General features: G+C 59.1%; 12 protein-coding genes. 8 read left to right on the top strand and 4 right to left on the bottom strand.

Going from position 1 to position 17,378, the window contains the following annotated elements; all coding sequences use genetic code 11:
• Nucleotides 1-31: 31 nt before the first annotated feature.
• Complete coding sequence (locus FHT79_RS19160; protein ID WP_183903951.1) at nucleotides 32-2,158, bottom strand: right-handed parallel beta-helix repeat-containing protein; 2,127 nt, start codon at nucleotides 2,156-2,158, stop codon at nucleotides 32-34.
• Nucleotides 2,155-3,474 carry an O-antigen ligase family protein gene (locus FHT79_RS19155; protein WP_183903950.1) on the bottom strand — a complete coding sequence of 440 codons (1,320 nt, stop codon included), beginning with the start codon at nucleotides 3,472-3,474 and terminating at the stop codon, nucleotides 2,155-2,157. The genes FHT79_RS19160 and FHT79_RS19155 overlap by 4 nt, the downstream gene beginning before the upstream one ends.
• A gap of 394 nt (nucleotides 3,475-3,868) precedes the next feature.
• Here FHT79_RS19155 and FHT79_RS19150 point away from each other — a divergent pair, with 394 nt between their 5' ends.
• The 8 genes from FHT79_RS19150 to FHT79_RS19115 all read left to right on the top strand — a co-directional run bounded on the left by FHT79_RS19150 (nucleotide 3,869) and on the right by FHT79_RS19115 (nucleotide 15,298).
• Nucleotides 3,869-4,084 (top strand): hypothetical protein, encoded by a 216-nt coding sequence (locus tag FHT79_RS19150; protein WP_029733089.1) that lies wholly within the window; start codon nucleotides 3,869-3,871, stop codon nucleotides 4,082-4,084.
• 8 nt (nucleotides 4,085-4,092) lie between these two features.
• Nucleotides 4,093-5,043, top strand: coding sequence for a glycosyltransferase (locus tag FHT79_RS19145; protein ID WP_029868055.1), 951 nt, complete (start codon nucleotides 4,093-4,095; stop codon nucleotides 5,041-5,043).
• The gene (locus FHT79_RS19140; protein ID WP_183903949.1) at nucleotides 5,040-6,140 is read left to right on the top strand and encodes a glycosyltransferase family 4 protein; all 1,101 of its coding nucleotides are present in this window, start codon (nucleotides 5,040-5,042) and stop codon (nucleotides 6,138-6,140) included. Before FHT79_RS19145 ends, FHT79_RS19140 begins: the two co-directional genes overlap by 4 nt.
• Nucleotides 6,134-7,276: a glycosyltransferase family 4 protein gene (locus FHT79_RS19135; RefSeq protein WP_183903948.1), complete on the top strand. Its 1,143-nt coding sequence runs from the start codon at nucleotides 6,134-6,136 to the stop codon at nucleotides 7,274-7,276. The genes FHT79_RS19140 and FHT79_RS19135 overlap by 7 nt, the downstream gene beginning before the upstream one ends.
• Complete coding sequence (locus tag FHT79_RS19130; protein ID WP_028757627.1) at nucleotides 7,273-9,477, top strand: polysaccharide biosynthesis tyrosine autokinase; 2,205 nt, start codon at nucleotides 7,273-7,275, stop codon at nucleotides 9,475-9,477. Before FHT79_RS19135 ends, FHT79_RS19130 begins: the two co-directional genes overlap by 4 nt.
• Nucleotides 9,478-9,577: 100 nt before the next feature.
• Nucleotides 9,578-10,681 carry a GDP-mannose 4,6-dehydratase gene (gmd, locus tag FHT79_RS19125; protein WP_047619747.1) on the top strand — a complete coding sequence of 368 codons (1,104 nt, stop codon included), beginning with the start codon at nucleotides 9,578-9,580 and terminating at the stop codon, nucleotides 10,679-10,681.
• Nucleotides 10,674-11,744, top strand: coding sequence for a GDP-L-fucose synthase (locus tag FHT79_RS19120; RefSeq protein ID WP_047619745.1), 1,071 nt, complete (start codon nucleotides 10,674-10,676; stop codon nucleotides 11,742-11,744). Before gmd ends, FHT79_RS19120 begins: the two co-directional genes overlap by 8 nt.
• 578 nt (nucleotides 11,745-12,322) lie before the next feature.
• Entirely contained in the window at nucleotides 12,323-15,298 is a 2,976-nt protein-coding gene (locus FHT79_RS19115) for an NAD(P)-dependent oxidoreductase (protein WP_183903947.1), read from the top strand.
• Between the two features lie 133 nt (nucleotides 15,299-15,431).
• Here FHT79_RS19115 and FHT79_RS19110 read toward each other — a convergent pair whose 3' ends face one another.
• A complete protein-coding gene (locus FHT79_RS19110; protein ID WP_183903946.1) occupies nucleotides 15,432-16,487 on the bottom strand; it encodes a maleylacetate reductase in 1,056 nt (351 codons plus the stop codon).
• 1 nt (nucleotide 16,488) lies between these two features.
• Nucleotides 16,489-17,376, bottom strand: a complete 888-nt coding sequence (locus FHT79_RS19105; RefSeq protein ID WP_047619783.1) for an intradiol ring-cleavage dioxygenase — start codon at nucleotides 17,374-17,376, stop codon at nucleotides 16,489-16,491.
• Nucleotides 17,377-17,378: the final 2 nt, after the last annotated feature.

The raw sequence follows: 17,378 nt of genomic DNA, 5'->3' as shown, positions 1-17,378 counted from the left end.
CGCAGAACACCGCTCGTCGCGGCGCCTTTTGTTATTCGGGCGGCGCGACTACGCTTCCGGTGTCCTCTCCAGCCTTCTGAAGATCTCCTAGGCCGCCGAATTCCCCCGAAAGCATGATCTCCGGATGGACCCTGAAGCTCTTGTCGTTCAAGTTACCGCTGTAGCGATTGCGCGCGAATTGCACAAATCCAAGCCCAAGATCGGGAGCGTTGACATAGGCTACAATGCCACTGTCACTGTCGACGGATACAACATTCTCCTCAATGCGATTGGGGCGTGCCCATGGCGGACGCCAACCCTTGCCGGTACCCTCATCGACGCGAAAAGCCGCGCCCGATCCGTGTGTGATGACGTTTCCCGCCACCAGGTTGCTCCAACCGCCATTGATACCGATCGCCGCGATGTTGCCCGAGAGCGTATTTCCCTCGATACGCAGTCCGCTCGCCTTCCCATCCGTATAGATCGCCCAGCTGATAGGAGACGGCCATTCGCTGGTATTCTCGTATCCGGGAGGCCAGAACGTTCCATCGACCCTGTTCATGAGATGACCGGTCCCGGTCACCAGATTGGAGCGGATGACGCTGTTGAGAGAGTCGGCTTGCTCCCCCATCATCTTGATGGCGCCGCCGTCTGCCGTCTGCTGGTTGGCGTTATGGATCACGTTGTGCTCGATGATAGCGTTATAGACGGCGTCGTTGGAACCCCATAGCGAACCGCCGGCGATTCCGAACTGCGCCGTGTTTTCGATCAGATTGTTGGCGATCCTGACATTGTCAGCCGCCTGGAACCATATTCCTGCGGTTTCAATGTAAACCTTTCCGATGTCATGGATGTGGTTCGAAAGGATTCTGGAGCCGTTCGACTTGCCGAACGTGCCATAATTTGTGCCGACGTAAATCCCGTTGCCAGCCACATCGGCAATCACATTGCCGGCAATCAACGCATCCTTGCTTTCCGTCACATGGACCCCGACGCCGACATTTTCGATGCTGTTGCCGAGAATCTTGACGCCGTCAGCGTGTTCGATCCGTATGGCGCCAAATCCTCTGGTTTCCGTATAGAACTTGCCGCTGCCTTCAGGAGCGCCGTCTCTAAACTCGAGCCCTGATACAACCATCCCATTGGCCCCATCCAATTTGAACAAGGTCGGCAAAATGCCAGCAACGACTACGGAACTGGGTAACGACTGATCGACGGGGATATAATGAAGCTGGCCCGCGACAAGATCGTACCACCACTCTCCGGGAGCATCGAGCAAGGCCTTGGCTCCGGTTAGGAAATAGCGGCTGCCTTCTGCGGTAAAGAAATAGTCTGTGCCTTTCGTATAGACAGTCCGGCCGGCGCCATCGATCGATACAACTGGGAGCGTATCATTGCCCCACTGGCTTCCGGGTTGATAACCCCCAACGATGTCCACGACCAGTCCACTTGTATCACCCACTGCCGGAAGGTCGCCGGCATGGAAACAAAAGCGCGTGTTTCCTTCCCGCACGTCGATGGCAGGCTGGCACTTTGCGGCAAACAACCATCCTTTGCGTGGATCGCCATCAGCGGGAGCGTCGGGAAATCGAGCCCGAGTTTGGCGTATCCCATTGACGAAAAGGTCACCGACCCCCTCATCCGGTGGCAATTTCAGCGGCGCCGTCCAGCGACCATCGGCCTGCTGCGTCCAGTTGAGCACGCGTTGCCCCCCATGCAAAATCGGCGCTTCATTGCATCTTGCCGTGACGATCAAGCCCTTATCGCGGGTGTCAAAGACGATCGGCTGAGCAAGGTAGTAATCGCCTTTACCCAGCGCGATTGTGTTGTTGCCGCCCTTCTCACGGGCAGCATCACGGGCTCTTTCAATGCTGGCGAAAGGGCCGTCGCCGCCCTGCTGATCTGCGGTCGGAAGGAGGCCACTCCAGCCGTCTTTGCCATCGGGAGAAACGTAAAATATCGTCCGTGCCTCGGTGCTGCTGCTCAATACCTCGCTTAATGAAGTCCCATTCAACTTGGCGGACAAAGTCGGCGAAGCTTCCGCGCAAGTCGCCTCCCTGACGAGCATCTGCAAGCGCTCGGGCGCATCTATCTCTGTCCCGACCGGAGCCGGATTACCGGACTGCGGAAACAGCATGACAGGCAACATGCTCAGCGTCAGTCCAAAACGCCGCCTCATGATATCTGCAACCCGCTCGCAAGGCCGCGCGAGGGCGCCTGCCAAGGTGGCGCGCGGCTGATCGAAACGACGGGTGCATACAGCGAAAACATGATGATGGCTGCGGTAAACAGGATGAAGATGGCGTCATTCTGAGTGAAAAAAATACTCTCGGTTAGATTCATCACCAGAATCATGATCGTAAAGACATTGAGCCAGAGCCACCCGTAGTGCGGATCATGGCAGTGAAGGGTCGCGCCTTGGCGGATTGCATGGAGAAGCAGCAGAACAAACGGAATCATTCCCATTATTCCAAAGCTCAACAGGATATCGCGGTATCCATTATGCGCGTGGGGTGCCGCCCATCCAATCTTCAACCACATGCGCGTCGCTTCGGGGTTCACGGTTGTCCAGAATGCCTGGTAACCGTAGCCAACCATCCAACGATCGGATATTTCGCGATCAACCAGCTCCCACAATGGCACCCGACCGGTCAGAGTCGCGTCCTTGCCGAGCGCTTCAAGGGCCGGAACCAGGAATTCGTGAAGCGAAATCAGAATGCCGAGCGACAGCTGGACGAAAAGCAGGACGACGACCACGCGGCCAATGCTGCTGCTTCTTTTCAGGAGGGTATAGAAGCCGATCAGGCAATATGCCACTGACGTTGCAATGATCGCGGTCATCGATCCGGAGCTTGCAAGGCAGATCACACCCGCGGCCAACAGGATGAACGCGGTTCGCCGCAGGCCGAGCGTCCCGTCGATCAGCACAGCCGTCGCCGCCAAGATCATCAGAGACGCGTACCAGCCCAGGACATTCTTGTGAATGAAAATGCCCCGCATAGTGCCATCCGGCATACTGGCGAGGCTTGGTGACACCACTGACATCACCACACTGAGGACGATACAGGCTCCGAGGGTCACAAATAACAGGAACAGCAGCTGCCTTGGGGTGAAACGTATCGCGAGCACATAGGAAAGAAGCACGCAAAACAAAAGACCGATTGCGCGCCTCAAGGTCGTTTGAGGCCCTATTGACCACAGGGTAGACAAAAACGGCAGAATAAGGATCGAGGGAACAATCAGATTTCGCCTGAGCGCTGTTAGAAATTGCGGAAAATTGCGTATCAGGATCACGATTGTAAAGACATATACCGGAAAGCAAGGAAGACGCAGTATAGATTTGGCAGATTCGCTGAGCGTTCCGTCCGCATCTGCCAGGATAAGCGGCAGAAGGGCGCCTGCCTGAAAAAAAAGAGATATGCCGGCACCCCAGCATTCTATGGCCCGCCAACTGATGGTTGGTCCGCTGGGAGTTCCGAGGCTATCTACTCTCATTGTCCGTCCCGACTGACTTGAAAAGACAAGCGACTGTTGATCGCGGCAGATCAAAAAACAGGTGTCGGCCTCCGCGCTGCGCTGCTCTCAAGCAATCATTCAGCCACAGCCGCAGTCAATCTGTCCTAGTGAAGGGCGGGCTACGCCTAATGCACCTTCGCTCCACCCAAAGACGGTGTTGGGCGTAAGCTTTCAGCCGGTCTTTACCCAAAAGACGGGTCTTCATGTCCGCGGATTGCCCTTAAGAGCAGGTGTTGCGCATGTCCGTTCGCCGGTACCGTGGCGATGAGTGTCTTGTGAAGCGTGGCGGGTAAGCCGCGGTTCTACTGGAATGAGGCAACAATTCTGACAGAGGCTCTCTCTGCAGTCGAAGCCTGGAAGGTTTAGGATTACTATGTTCCTGCGTCATGATCCTAGTTCTCTATGCAACACGACGGGCGCTCTATTCGTCGCGGCGACCTCACCGGTTCTGCGCGAGATGCTGTTCGGCCGACAAGCTATTATGGATATCACCATCGCCGAGGCTCCAAACCTCGATGGCTGCTTAAAGGTCGACCTCTCAAGCAACTTTGCGCTGCTGTACGGCGGTGCATCGCCGCAACCCGTCTGAGACGCGTCATGGAACGGCCGGCCCTCAGTGTCCTCATCAATAATTACAACTACGCTCGCTTCGTTGGGCGGGCGATAGACAGCGTGTTGAGCCAAGACGCCCGCAACGTCGAGATAATCGTCGTCGATGACGGTTCCACCGACCAGTCGCGGTCCGTTCTGGAAGCGTATGGCAGCCGAGTGAAGGTGATCTTCCAGGAGAACGCAGGACAGGCCGCTGCGATCAACGTCGCTGTGGGATCAAGCATGGGCGAGATCCTCTGTTTTCTGGATGCCGACGACTGGTGGGCGCCGAGCAAGCTATCGGCGACGGCTGCGGCATTCCGCGCCAACCCTCAGGCATCGCTCGTCTATCACCGGCTGCAGCCAACGCTTGTCGATGGCACGCCGACTTCCAAGCCGATCCCTCGAAGCCTGTGTTCGGGCGCGTTGTCGGCGCTGCTCACCAGATCGGCTGGTTGGTGGCCTTTTCCGATGACGTCAGCCATCGCGGTACGACGTAGCGCATGGAATGCTGCGGGCAGCATTCCCGAACAATTCCGCATATCAGCCGACGCCTGGCTCGTGGGCATCTACCCGTTTCTGGGGGACGTCATTGCCCTGCCGGATCCGCTTGGATTCTACCGCATCCACAATAACAACTGGTATCGCTCGACCGAGGATGCGAGCACGCTGAGGAGGCGGATGACGCACTGGCAGCATACCGTTGAAGCGACGAACCTGTTTCTCTCGACCCATCAACTGCCGGCAAGACTACATCTGACGGATCACTATCCCTATCGCATCGCGTCGGCAAAGCTGCAGGGAGCCGATGCGCGCACCCGGTTCAAGCTTGCCGTCGAAGGCCTCTTCTTTGCCGGCGAACCAAACCTTCTCAGGCGGACGCGCGATAGTTTGCGCTCGGTGCGCGGCCTGTCACGGCTCGGTCTGGACGTCGGCTTGTCGGAGGCAGCAAAATGAAAGCGCTGCTGTTAGTTTCCGAACTGGAAGACTATACCATCTCATTTGCCAGCGGCGTTGCCCAACACCTAAACGTTGTGCTTGCCGTACCGCGCCGGCGCTATGCACATCTCGCCTCTTCCATTGATCCGGCTGTCGACCTGCACCTTCTGGACTGGCCGAGACACCGTTCTCTCTCCAATCCCTGGTTTCTGTACCAGCTTACGCGTCTGATCCGGCGGGAACGGCCGAACCTCATTCATCTCCTCAGCAATTCTACACTTTGGCTGAACCTCGCCGTGCCGTTCTGGCGCCCGATCCCGCTCGTGACCACCGTTCATGACGTGCAAATCCATCCCGGCGATTCCGATACGCGAACGCTGCCCGGCTGGGCCCCCGAATTGATGGTGAAACAATCCGGACATCTTGTCGTCCACGGCGAGGGACTGAAGCGGTTGGTCCTCGATCGATATTCAAAATCGCCGGACTGCGTCCATGTCCTGTCGCATCCTTCGATCCTTCGCTATGCGGAACTCGCCCGGCAACAGAAGATGGCGCCGCGCGAAGCGGATGGAACTATACGCGTCCTGCTTTTCGGACGGATTTTTGCCTACAAGGGCTTGGAACATCTGGTCCAGGCCGAGGCGATGCTCAAGGACGCACTTCCCAACCTGCGCATCACTGTCGCAGGCCGTGGCGACAATCCGATGATATTCCAGCCGCTCATGGGGGATGCCGGCCGCTACGATATTCGCAATCGTTTTATCGAGGATGCAGAGGTCGCCCAGCTTTTCCTGGACGCCGACATCGTCGTGCTTCCCTATACGGAAGCATCCCAAAGCGGTGTGCTCAACCTTGCCGCCGCATTTGGCAAACCGGTCATCGTGACGGATGTCGGCGAGTTGCGGGGCACAGTTCAGCCCAATGGGTTGGGAATGGTGGTCCCTCCCGGGGATGCCAAAGAGCTCGCGGCAGCTATCAGGACATTGGCAGACAACGGCGAGCTTAGAAACAATTTCGGTGCCAATGCACTCGAATGGGCCAAAGGGCCGAATTCGCCTGAACGCGTCGGCGCCCAGGCCGCGGCCGTTTATCGGGAGGTGGTCGGGTCATGCTGACAGAGGCCCTCACGGACAGAATTCGAATGGCGGCACGGAGCGCGGCTAGCGTCCGCCACTATGTTCCGGGCGGCTGCGAGAACGGCGGCGGCATTGGCAGGCTGGTCGGCTATATCACAGAGACAGCCAAAGAGACCGGCACGAAACATTTCGTCACCGATACCAGAGGGGCTCGATGGTCCAAGGTGACGTCGCCCGCACGGCTGCTCGGGGCCATCCTGACGATGGCAAAGGACCGGATTGTTGCACCAGCCCGCATTCACCATATCCATATCGCCGGCCGCGGCAGCACCTCCCGAAAGCTGGTCCTGACCGAGGCTGCCCGTTTGTTCGGGTGCTGCCACATATTGCACCTGCACGACTACGACTACGCCGGCGACTTCGAGAAACGCTCGCCGCGCCAACAACGGCTCATCCGTCGGATGTTTCAGAATGCCGATTGCGTTGTCGCGCTCGGCCGGCGCGATCGCATGACGCTGACGACACTTTTGGGCGTTGACGAGCGCCGCGCGGTCGTTGCTCACAATTGCGTCCCCGATCCCGGGGCGCACGATATTCGCGTCGGTCAGACGCCGTTGATCGTATTCCTTGGCCGGCTGAGCGAACGCAAGGGGGTCACGGAGCTTCTGTTGGCCCTGAGCCACCCGATCATGAAAGAACTCCAGTGGCGGGCTGTACTGGCAGGCGACGGACCTGTCGAGGAATATCGCCGTCAGGCTGACGCCATGGCGCTTTCAAACCTGGTACAGATGCCCGGCTGGCTTGACGCCGGAGAGGCGCGAGCCCTGTGTGCGCATGCAGATATCCTGGTCTTGCCTTCGCACGCCGAAGGTCTGGCAATGGCCGTGCTCGAAGGGCTGTCCCACGGCCTCGCCGTCGTCACCACGCGTGTTGGGGCCCATGACGAAGTCATTACCGACGGCGAAACCGGCATCTTCGTCCCAGTCGGAGACCAGGATGCCCTGGCTGCAGCCCTGGCGAAGCTGGTGTCCGATCCGGAAATCTGCATCCGCCTCTCGGTCCAGGGGCGCGCGCATTATCTCAACCATTTCAGCATGATGGCCTATATGCGATCGCTCGAGAACCTCTACGAAACCGTTTCCGCGAAACCTCAAGCAATGGTTGGCGCACGATGACGATTTCCACTGTTCCGCCGGACCGCAACCTTCCCATCTCGCCGATGCGCTATGACCCTCGCTTTCAGGTGGAGACCAAGGCGGACAACTTCGATCTGGCATCCGCCTTCCGTCTCGTCCGGCGAAGAATGATCATGATCATCGCGATAACCGTGCTGCTGATGACGCCCACGGTAATTATTATCGCTGGGTTGAAGCCCACGTATCAGGCCTGGGCCCGATTGATCGTCCACCAGCCTCTCGCAACATCACTTGGTGCCGACGACAGCAGCCGCAGTGATCTACTTGACGCAAAATCGGAGACTGAGCGGCTTCTATCCAGAAGCATCGCAGAGCGAGTCGTCCGCGAACTGCGGTTTAACCTGCGGCCGGAATTCAATCCAGCGCTGCGCGAGGTCTCGCTCGTTGACAGTATCCGGGCAAAGTTGCGCGGCCTGTTCGACACGGAAAAACCCACCTCGCCGTCACGGGACAGCGTCGACGCCATCATCCCGGAATATTATAGGGCGCTCGGCGTGTGGCACGAAGATAAGAGTGACGTTATCCAGGTCAGCTTCACTTCCTATGATCCTCAACTCGCAGCCGCAGTCCCGAACCGGGTCATCAGCGTTTACCTCGATGAACGGAAGTTCAGTGTCAGTGGCCGCCTGGATTCAGCGCAAGAATGGATCCGACAGCGCATCACCGAACAGCAGGCCCGCGCGGATATTGCTCGCGAAGCTGCGCGCAACTATCAAGAATCGATGGACGTCGTCTCGAAAGAGGATGCTCAGGATGAACGGATCAAGTCACTCATAGAAGTCACTGGCCGCGAAGGGAAAATCGAAGAAAGCCGGCTTGAGGTAAAGGCGACGATATCCACGCTGGAAGCAACGGATAACGCTTCGGTCGCCGCGGAGAATATCGCCGTCCCCGACAACATTGCCACAAAACAACGCGATCTTCGCGCACAGGAGCAAGATCTCGCCCGTCTTCTTCAGACATATGACGGCAATGCCGAGGCCGTGGTGGATCTGCGTGGGAAGATCGAGCAATCCCGTGCCGATCTCAACCTTGCGACCAAGCAATATCTCCGAACAATGCGTGCCAAGCTCGCCGCGCTCGATCACGAAGCGGAGGCAATACAATCCATCTTGGCTGAGGCTCATGAAAAACGCACACGCGATGCCATGGTGCAGACGGAATTGACGCGGCTGCAGCATATCGCCGACAAGGAACAAACGGCACTCGACAAGCTTGAGGACCAGCGCCGCGACCTCGCCGCGAAGGCCATGCTGCCGGGGGCGGAATTGGAAGTTTTGTCACCGGCTTCAGTGCCGCTCGCGTCACAGGGACGTGGACGGCTTTTCTATCTGGTGGGCGCCCTCCTGGCCGCAATCTCGGGAGCCGTAACGGCCGCTTTCGTGATCGAAATGTCGGACCGGACGGTCCGGAGTTTCGACCAGATAGCTGCGATGGCGCGTACGATACCGGCTGGACTTATCCCGCGTCTGGCGCGGTGGGAAAATTCGAAAACGATGTTCGAACATATGCCGGTCCCGATGTTTGACGAAGCAATCCGTACCGTGGTGCTTTCACTCAAGCAGTCCAATGGCGGCAAGTTGCCGAACAGTATCGTCGTTACGTCGGCTCACAGCGGAGAAGGCAAATCGCTGGTCGCGAGATCGCTGGCCATCGAACTTGCCGCCGCCGCAATTCCGGTGCTGCTGGTTGACGGCGACCTCAAACGGGGAAAACTCAATTCGTTTTTCAGGTCGGGTCTAGTGCACGGACTGAACGAATTCCTGAATGGTCGGGCCGATGTCCGCGACATCGTCTACCGCCACCCAAGCGGTATCGATTTCATTCCATCTGGCAAATTCAGTCTTCAGCGGCGCGTCCGTTCGAACGGCCTGGCAGAAATCATCGAGATGGCGGGCGCGGCCGGCCAGATTGTCATCTTCGACAGCGCGCCTGTGCTCGCCTCGACAGATACCGTGCATTTGACCGCCCTGGCGGAAAGAACACTGGCAGTTGTTAGATGGGGAAAGACGAGCCGCCGCGCGGTCGAGTTCAGCCTGCAGCAAATGAAAAGCTCGCGAAACTCGGAAATTGTTGTCGCAATCAACAATGTAAATCCCAAAAACCACGCGCTTTATAATTTCAGTGACTCGGAATTATTTTCGAAATCTTTGATGAAATACTATAGCTTCAAGGCATGAATACTTAATATATTAGGAGATGCGCTTTCATTTTTGTGATACCGTACGACATGAACAGCATCATATACTTCTGCATTGGTATTCGAGTTGGAGGGCAACCATGGATATGGGAATGACAAAGAACCGAAAAGTCGCGCTAATTACCGGCATAACAGGCCAAGACGGTGCGTATTTGGCCGAGTTGCTCTTGGAGAAGGGCTATATTGTTCACGGCCTCAAGCGACGCTCATCGTCCTTCAACACCAGCCGCATCGAGCATCTATACGAGGATCCCCATGTCGAGAATCCTCGGTTTATTCTGCATTTCGGGGACATGACGGATTCAACGAATCTCATCCGTGTCGTTCAGGAAACGCAGCCGGACGAGATCTATAATCTCGCCGCACAGAGCCACGTTCAAGTCTCTTTCGAGACGCCGGAATATACCGCCAACGCCGATGGAACCGGCACCCTTCGGCTACTTGAAGCTATTCGACTCCTGGGGTTGACCAAGAAGACCCGCTTCTATCAAGCGTCCACCTCAGAACTCTACGGCAAAGTCCAGGAAGTCCCGCAGAGTGAAACGACACCGTTCTACCCTCGATCACCCTACGCGGCGGCCAAGCTCTACGCCTATTGGATAGTGGTCAATTATCGCGAGGCATACGGCATGCACGCCTCGAACGGCATTCTGTTCAATCATGAAAGCCCGATCCGCGGCGAAACATTCGTGACGCGTAAAATCACCCGGGCGGCGGCCGCGATCCATCTTGGACTGCAGGAAAGGCTCTATCTCGGCAATTTGGATGCCAAGCGCGACTGGGGACACGCACGAGAATATGTTCGCGGCATGTGGCTGATGCTGCAACAGGACGAACCGGAGGACTATGTGCTTGCGACCGGCGAAACGCACTCGGTTCGTTCCTTTGTCGACAAGGCCTTTGCCAAGGTGGGCATGCCGATTGATTGGCGTGGGAACGGGGTTGAAGAAAAGGGATACGACAAGACCTCGGGCCAGTGTGTGGTGGAGATCGATCCAGCTTACTTCCGTCCGACTGAGGTTGATCTTCTGATTGGCGATCCGACGAAGGCGCACACAAAGCTTGGCTGGAAACATGAGACCAGTCTTGATCAGCTGGTGACGGAGATGGTTCGCGAAGATTTGAAAGTCATGGCACGAAATGTCCCGTCGGTCGGTGTCACGAAAGGTTTTGCCTATGCCTGAGGTGATCTACGGCCTTGCCGGAAAAAGGGTCTATGTCGCGGGCCACCGCGGCATGGTGGGCTCTGCGATCGTGCGGCGTCTCGCTTCCGAGGGCTGCGAGATTTTGACGGCCACCCGCGCCGAGGTCGATCTCAGACGGCAAGAGCAGGTGGAGACCTGGATGAGTAAGAATCGTCCCGACGCTGTCTTCCTGGCTGCTGCGAGGGTCGGCGGCATTCTCGCGAACGCCACCTATCCGGCCGACTTCCTTTACGACAACTTGATTCTCCAGGCGAACATCATCCATGCAGCCCATAAGGCTCAGGTCGAAAAACTGATGTTTCTGGGATCGTCCTGCATCTATCCGAAATTCGCCGATCAGCCGATCGTTGAGGACTCACTTCTGACAGGATCGCTCGAGCCCACGAATGAGTGGTATGCGATCGCCAAAATTGCCGGATTGAAACTCTGCCAGGCCTATCGCAACCAGCACGGTAGAGATTTCATCTCGGGCATGCCTACCAATCTTTATGGTCCAGAGGACAATTTTGACTTGGGGTCAAGCCATGTCATGCCGGCGCTCATACGCAAGGCGCATGAGGCCAAGATCAACCAGCAGCAAGAGATATGCATCTGGGGTACTGGCACGCCGCGGCGCGAATTCCTGCATGTTGACGATTGCGCCGACGCCTGCGTCCATCTCATGAAGACCTATTCCGCCGAAAGTCATGTGAACGTGGGTTCTGGCGAAGACATTACCATCCTCGAATTGGGATATCTCGTCTCCAAGGTCGTCGGTTTCGAAGGCAAGATCACGTGCGATCTCACCAAGCCAGATGGCACGCCACGTAAACTCTTGAACGTCGACAAGCTTCGCGCGCTCGGCTGGTCTCCTAAGATCGGCCTGCAGGAGGGTATCGCAGACGCCTACCGCTCCTTCCTTGCTGGCCATTATCTCGAACGCAGCAACGGCGCTGCGTCCGGCGACTTGATCGGTCAAAGCGACATCAGCTTTGAGAAAGCCAAGACTTCGGCGCTGCACGCGCCCACGCTCTCCACGGTCGCACATCATCCCTCGCGCTAGCGGATTTGGCGAGGGATAACAAGGTTTTGTCTCGGGGGAGGCATATGCTGGGGCGGAACGAATAGTGCAACCAGTAGAAATCAGGATCGCAGCGCTCATTTTCCTGATCGTCGTGTGGGCTGTGATTATCGGTGCGGTGATGGATTTTTTCGCGGTTGAGATGCCGATATCGCTGGTCGCGCTATTGCGCAGATAGTCCCACGTCGGATCGATCCGCGAGATTGCGTTCGGCTCGACTGTCGGACGACAATCGCTGCGGCAAAGTTGGTCGGCGTGGCCGTACCCGCACCGTTCAGCTGCCCAGATCCCCGCGCTTTGGTGGCTCTTTATCGTGCCGCCGGCTGCCACGGTATCGTCCGCCGTGTCGACGTCGAGCACGGGCAGGCCTGTTTCAAATCAGCATCGAATCCGATTTGCGGGGTTACCGACCATGCCCTCGCCCTTATTCGTCGCATTACGTCACGCAGGCGTATGGATGACGCATTCCGCCTGCTGTTCGACGCATATGCCATCATCTTTCCCAGGCGTTCGCTTCATTATCGGCACCATGCCCCGCCTCAAGCACAGATAGGCAAACAATGATGAATATCGCGCAGATGCAGGAACAGCGACTGAAGGCGCTCGAATTGACCGGATCGGGCGCACCGAAGCGGCCTTCCAACCCGTTCTTCGGCGTCGGTCCGATCACGGATGCGACCACCGACGAAGTGGACAGCCGTCTTCGGAGCGCGGCCTTCGACGCGTGGATCGAGAAGACCTATCGCAAGTTCGATGACAGGGGTAACGACATCGGCGGCTTTACGACCGCCGAGATTTCCCGGAGCATGCATCGCGGCTATCCCGCAGACAAAATCCTGACCGACATGATGCGGGCGATCCATCGCTATTTCGGCTTTCCGAAGACGAACCGCATGGCAGTGGGACTCGGCGGCGGCCACAGCGGCTATACGGTCTGCATCCAGCATCTGATGAACGCCAACGACGCGACCCAGCATGTCTATGTCGATACGCCGCGGCCAGAGAGCGATCCCTCCAGGGCCGCCGGTTTCTTCCGCCAGTCTTGGGCCACGCAGTTGATCGAGATGCAGCGCTTCGCCGAAAAGGGCTGCGAGAGCCGCATTCATTTTGCCGCCTCCGAAGGCGTGATCCCGACGGCAGCGGAGCTGTCGGCCCTGGGCGTTTCGATCTTCGTCGGCGTCGGTCACGAAACGACCGGCGCCAATGCCTATACCAGCCGTGAGATCCGCGAACTTTTGAACTGGCTCGACGGCGATCCGGCAAATCGCCATGCGGTGTTCGATGCCACCTCGATGCTCGGCGCCATGCCGTGGGAGCCCGAACTGGTCAGCGCCGTCATGGCGAAGTGCTGCCTGTTCATGCCCTTCCAGAAGGCGATCGGCGGGGTTTCCGGCTATTTCGTCGCCTCCTTCACGCCGCATGCTTTGGCATTGATCGAGAAGAACCAGCAGGATCCGGCCTGGGCGATCCCACGCCAGTTGAAGATCGCACCGCCGATCGATCCGAGGCGGCCGTTTTCGGCGAAGCGCTCCGTCGATGCAGGGCCGTTCTACGATGCTGCCGAAGACCGCATGCTCGGCGGCGTCATCAACACCTACAGCGCGCTCGCTTTTGCCGAGACCACCTTCGGCCTGTTGCAGTCGGAGGCCCGGGTCGGCTCCGTCGTCGAGCTCAATCGCCGCTCTGCCGCCAATCGCAACGTGATCGACGACTGGGTCAAGTCGCATCCGCTTCTGTCGCTAACCGTCACCGATGCCGAGCGCCGCGGCGCGGCGGTGACGCTTCTGAAGGTCGAGGATGACGGCATCGCCGATGCCGACATCCATGCCCGCATCATCGCGCGATCGAAACAACTGCTCGGCTATGAGGGCATGACCCATCCGAACGGCGAATACGAGCCCGGCCTCGACGCGGCCCGCTACGTCAATGCTTTCCCGGGTACACCCGGCGACTACCGCGCCTGGGTTGGCGGCATCCGCGAGCCGGAAGATGTCGTCGCACTGCTGGAGAATCTGCAATACGCCTATCTGCGCGCCAAGATCGTCGTTCTCGAAGAGGAATTGGCGAAGGAGGGCGTCACGTTCGAGGCGCCTGCCGGCGCTGGTGCAGCGGCCCGCAAGGAGGATCCGGCGCGCGCCTATACCGTGCTGATCGCCGACCTGGTCGGCCTGCGCTTCGACGCCGGGGGGCAGCCGGATCACAGCGAGATCAAGGCATATATCGAGGAAAAGGGTGGCGTCTTCCACCTCGGGGCGCTGGGCGACCGATCGACGCTCGAGAAGGGCCGCGTCCATTTCTTCTATCAGCCAAACCTGAGCACGGAGGCAGAGATCCTGCCGCAAACCGACAGGGGCCAGTACGACGCGCTGATCGCAGCCGCGACCTTCATCCCAAAAGCCTCCGTATTTCCGCTCGGCGGCGTGCGCATCGGTGCAGGCACCGGCAATATGGGCTCGGCCTCCTGGGGTGGCGGCAATGGCGAAGGCGGCAACGCGCCGCTGATGAATACGCCGGGCATCAACAGCCGGGCGACCGCTCAGATGGCGATCAAGGCGATCCTGAAGGTCGTGCCCGATCTGCCGGTCGACAGGCTGCATCGGATGGTCGCCGGGGGCGACTTCGATACAGGCCGCCAGCTCAAGGATTTTCCGACCGCCAAGCTCGAAGGCCGGAAAATCGCCATTCTCGGCTATGGCAATATCGGCCGCGAAGTCGCCAAGCTCGCCAAGGCTTTCGGCATGAAGGTGGCGATCTACGCCCGCCAGCATCACCAGCGCTGGATTGAGGCGGAAGGCTTCGACTACGCCAAGACTCCGGTTGAAGCGGCGAGCGGCGCCGACATACTCTCCGTCCATATCGGTCTCGGCCGCCTGGACGGGTCAACCGGCGTCTATTCCAACGCCGGCACTGTCGATGCGAAGGTGCTCGGCGCTATGAAGGATGGCGCGGTGCTGGTCAACTACGATCGGGGCGAGGTCGTCGATGTCGCCGCGCTCGACGAGGCCCTGTCGTCGGGCAAGATTGCTCATGCGGCGATCGACGCCGACCTCTTCAAGGACGCCGCGACCGGCAAGCTCAGCGGGCCGATACTTCCTTACCTGCCACTCGAAGAGCGCCATAAGGGCAAGCTGGAACTGCTGCCGCACGCCGCCGCCGACACCGACCATCCCTCACGGGTGAACGGCGCCAAGCAGGCGGTCGACCAGATCTTCGACGTCATCCGCTTCAAATCGGTCACCAATCTCAAGGGCGACCTGCCGGAGGGTTACGTGTCGGCCGGCAGCCGCACGCCGGCAGGCATCGGCCAGGTAACGAAGCAGGCAGTCGCGGAGGCCGGCGGCAAGACGGAGATCCTCAACGAGTTGCAGCAGACCTCGATGAAGGTCGCGGCGATCCTGGGCGGGCTCTCGGCCGTTTCGGATCCCTGCCATCGCAGCCGGCTCATCGATCGCTACACCGCCCTGCTCGTCGAAAGCGCCGACCGGCAGCGGGCGCTGCTCGACCAACTCGGGCTCTACGGTCCGGCGGAGGACTAACTTGCTGGCGGCCAACCAGCGCCGCCGGTCTTTGATGTCGCTCTGATGCCGCCGTGTTGCCATGGCGGCATGATTTCGGTCCTTTGACGCTCCACATTTGAGGATCGACAGCTATCGCGCAGCCCGAAAACAGTCAGTCGGGCCAAACGCCGTCGAATGCGTCCGTCAACAGCGCGCGAATGGCCGGTTCGGTGACGGGCGCCGGGTTCCAATAGGGATTGGAAGTTGCCTCGATGGCCGCCGTCCCTATGCCTTCGGCCGGCATTCCGATCTGCGCAAGTGACAGGGGTGCCCCGATCACCTGTGCGAGGTTGCGAAGCCCGGTTGCGGCATTGTCCGCTCGGAGTGCCCGCGCGACCTTCTGGGCCGCATCGGGAGCGGCCTGCATATTATACCGCATCACGTAAGGCAGGATCACGCTGTGGGTTTCGGCATGCGGCAGGTCGAACATGCCGCCCAGCGTGTGGCAAAGCTTGTGATGGAGCGCCATGCCGACGCAACCCAGGCTGATGCCGCAGAGCCATGCGCCGTAGAGAGCATCCGAGCGGGCCTCCACATCCAGGCCATCGCGGCCGATACGCGGCAATGCCCGCGCCAGGGCGCGGATCCCGTCCTCTGCCATCAGATCGGTCACCGGATTGCGGTCGCGAGCATAGAGCGCTTCAACCGCATGCGCGATCGCGTTGAGGCCGCTGACCGCAGATAGACCCACTGGCAGCCCCAATGTCAGCGAGACATCATAGATCACCGTTTCCGGCAGCACGCGATTGTCCCGAAGCGTTGTCTTGCTGCCATTTTCGGTCTGTCCGAGAATGGGTGTCATTTCCGACCCTGCATAGGTCGTGGGCACGATGAGCTGCGGCAAATCCGTGCGCAGCGCGATCGCTTTGGAAAGACCGGTGGTCGAGCCGCCGCCAATCGCGATCACGCCGTCGGCGCCGGCTTCCGCAGCGACCTTCATCGCCTCCATCGTCACCTCGACGGGAGTATGCATGACGGCGCCGGAAAAGACCGCGGCCTGGGGTCCGATCAGGCCCGCCACTCTTTCCGCTTCGCTCACCTGATGCGGCGTGGAGAGGACCAGCGGCCGGGACATGCCGAGCCGCTTGGCCTCATCGGCAAGCTGTTTGAGCGTGCCGGTGCCGAAAATCACGCGCGTTGCCAATCCGGTATAGACGAAGTCCTCCATCTCAGATCTCAGCCCTTTTTGTCAGCACGAAATCCCAGTCCACCTGCCAATAAGGCGCCTTGAGGCCCTCGTCCTCGCCCACGGCGTCCTCCTGCTGCGTCCGGAAATCGGCGATGAGACTCTCCTTCACTCCGAACACCGCATCCTGATCCAGATATTGGCAATCAGGGGGGAAGATATGGGTGACAACGGGATCATACCCCTCGGCGCTGACGATGAAATGGATATGCGCCGCGCGGTTCGGATGCCGGCCCAGGCGGCCCAGAAGCTTGCCCACCGGCCCGTCGTCGGGGATGGGATAATAGCGCGGCTTGACGGAGCGGAACCGATAGCTGCCCTCGCCGTCCGTCGTGAAGACACCACGCAGGTTCCAGTCCGGCTGCGTGCCCTTTTGCTGGACGTCATAGAAGCCGTCGTCATTGGTCTGCCAGACGTCGATCAATGCGTGCTCGATCGGATTGCCAGCGGTATCCCTGACGAAGCCGCCGACCACGAGCGGCTCGCCCTTGCCGTCGAGGCAGATATTCGCTCCCCGTGCATAACGCGGTGCTTCCGGCACGTAGAACGGACCGAGAATGGTGTTTTCCGTCGCGCCGGAAGGCCGGCGATGGTTGATCGCATCGACCAGCATCGAAACACCCAGCACATCCGAGAGCAGAATGTATTCCTGCCGCCATTCATTGCACATCTGGCCAGTTCTGGTGAGAAAGTCGATCGCCGTCAGCCATTCCTCATGAGTCGGCTCGATCTCTTTCACTGCAGCATGGAGATGCCGCACGAGAACCGACATGATCTCACGCAGGCGGGGATCGATATCCCCGCCCATGCGCGCATTGACGGCCTCGACCGAGTTTTCTTCGGTGAAAAGCGGGTACTTCGTCGCAGCCATCT

Source organism: Rhizobium sp. BK212, assembly GCF_014197475.1.
GTDB classification, from domain to species: Bacteria; Pseudomonadota; Alphaproteobacteria; order Rhizobiales; family Rhizobiaceae; genus Rhizobium; species Rhizobium anhuiense.
This window is presented reverse-complemented; position numbering and strand designations above follow the sequence as displayed.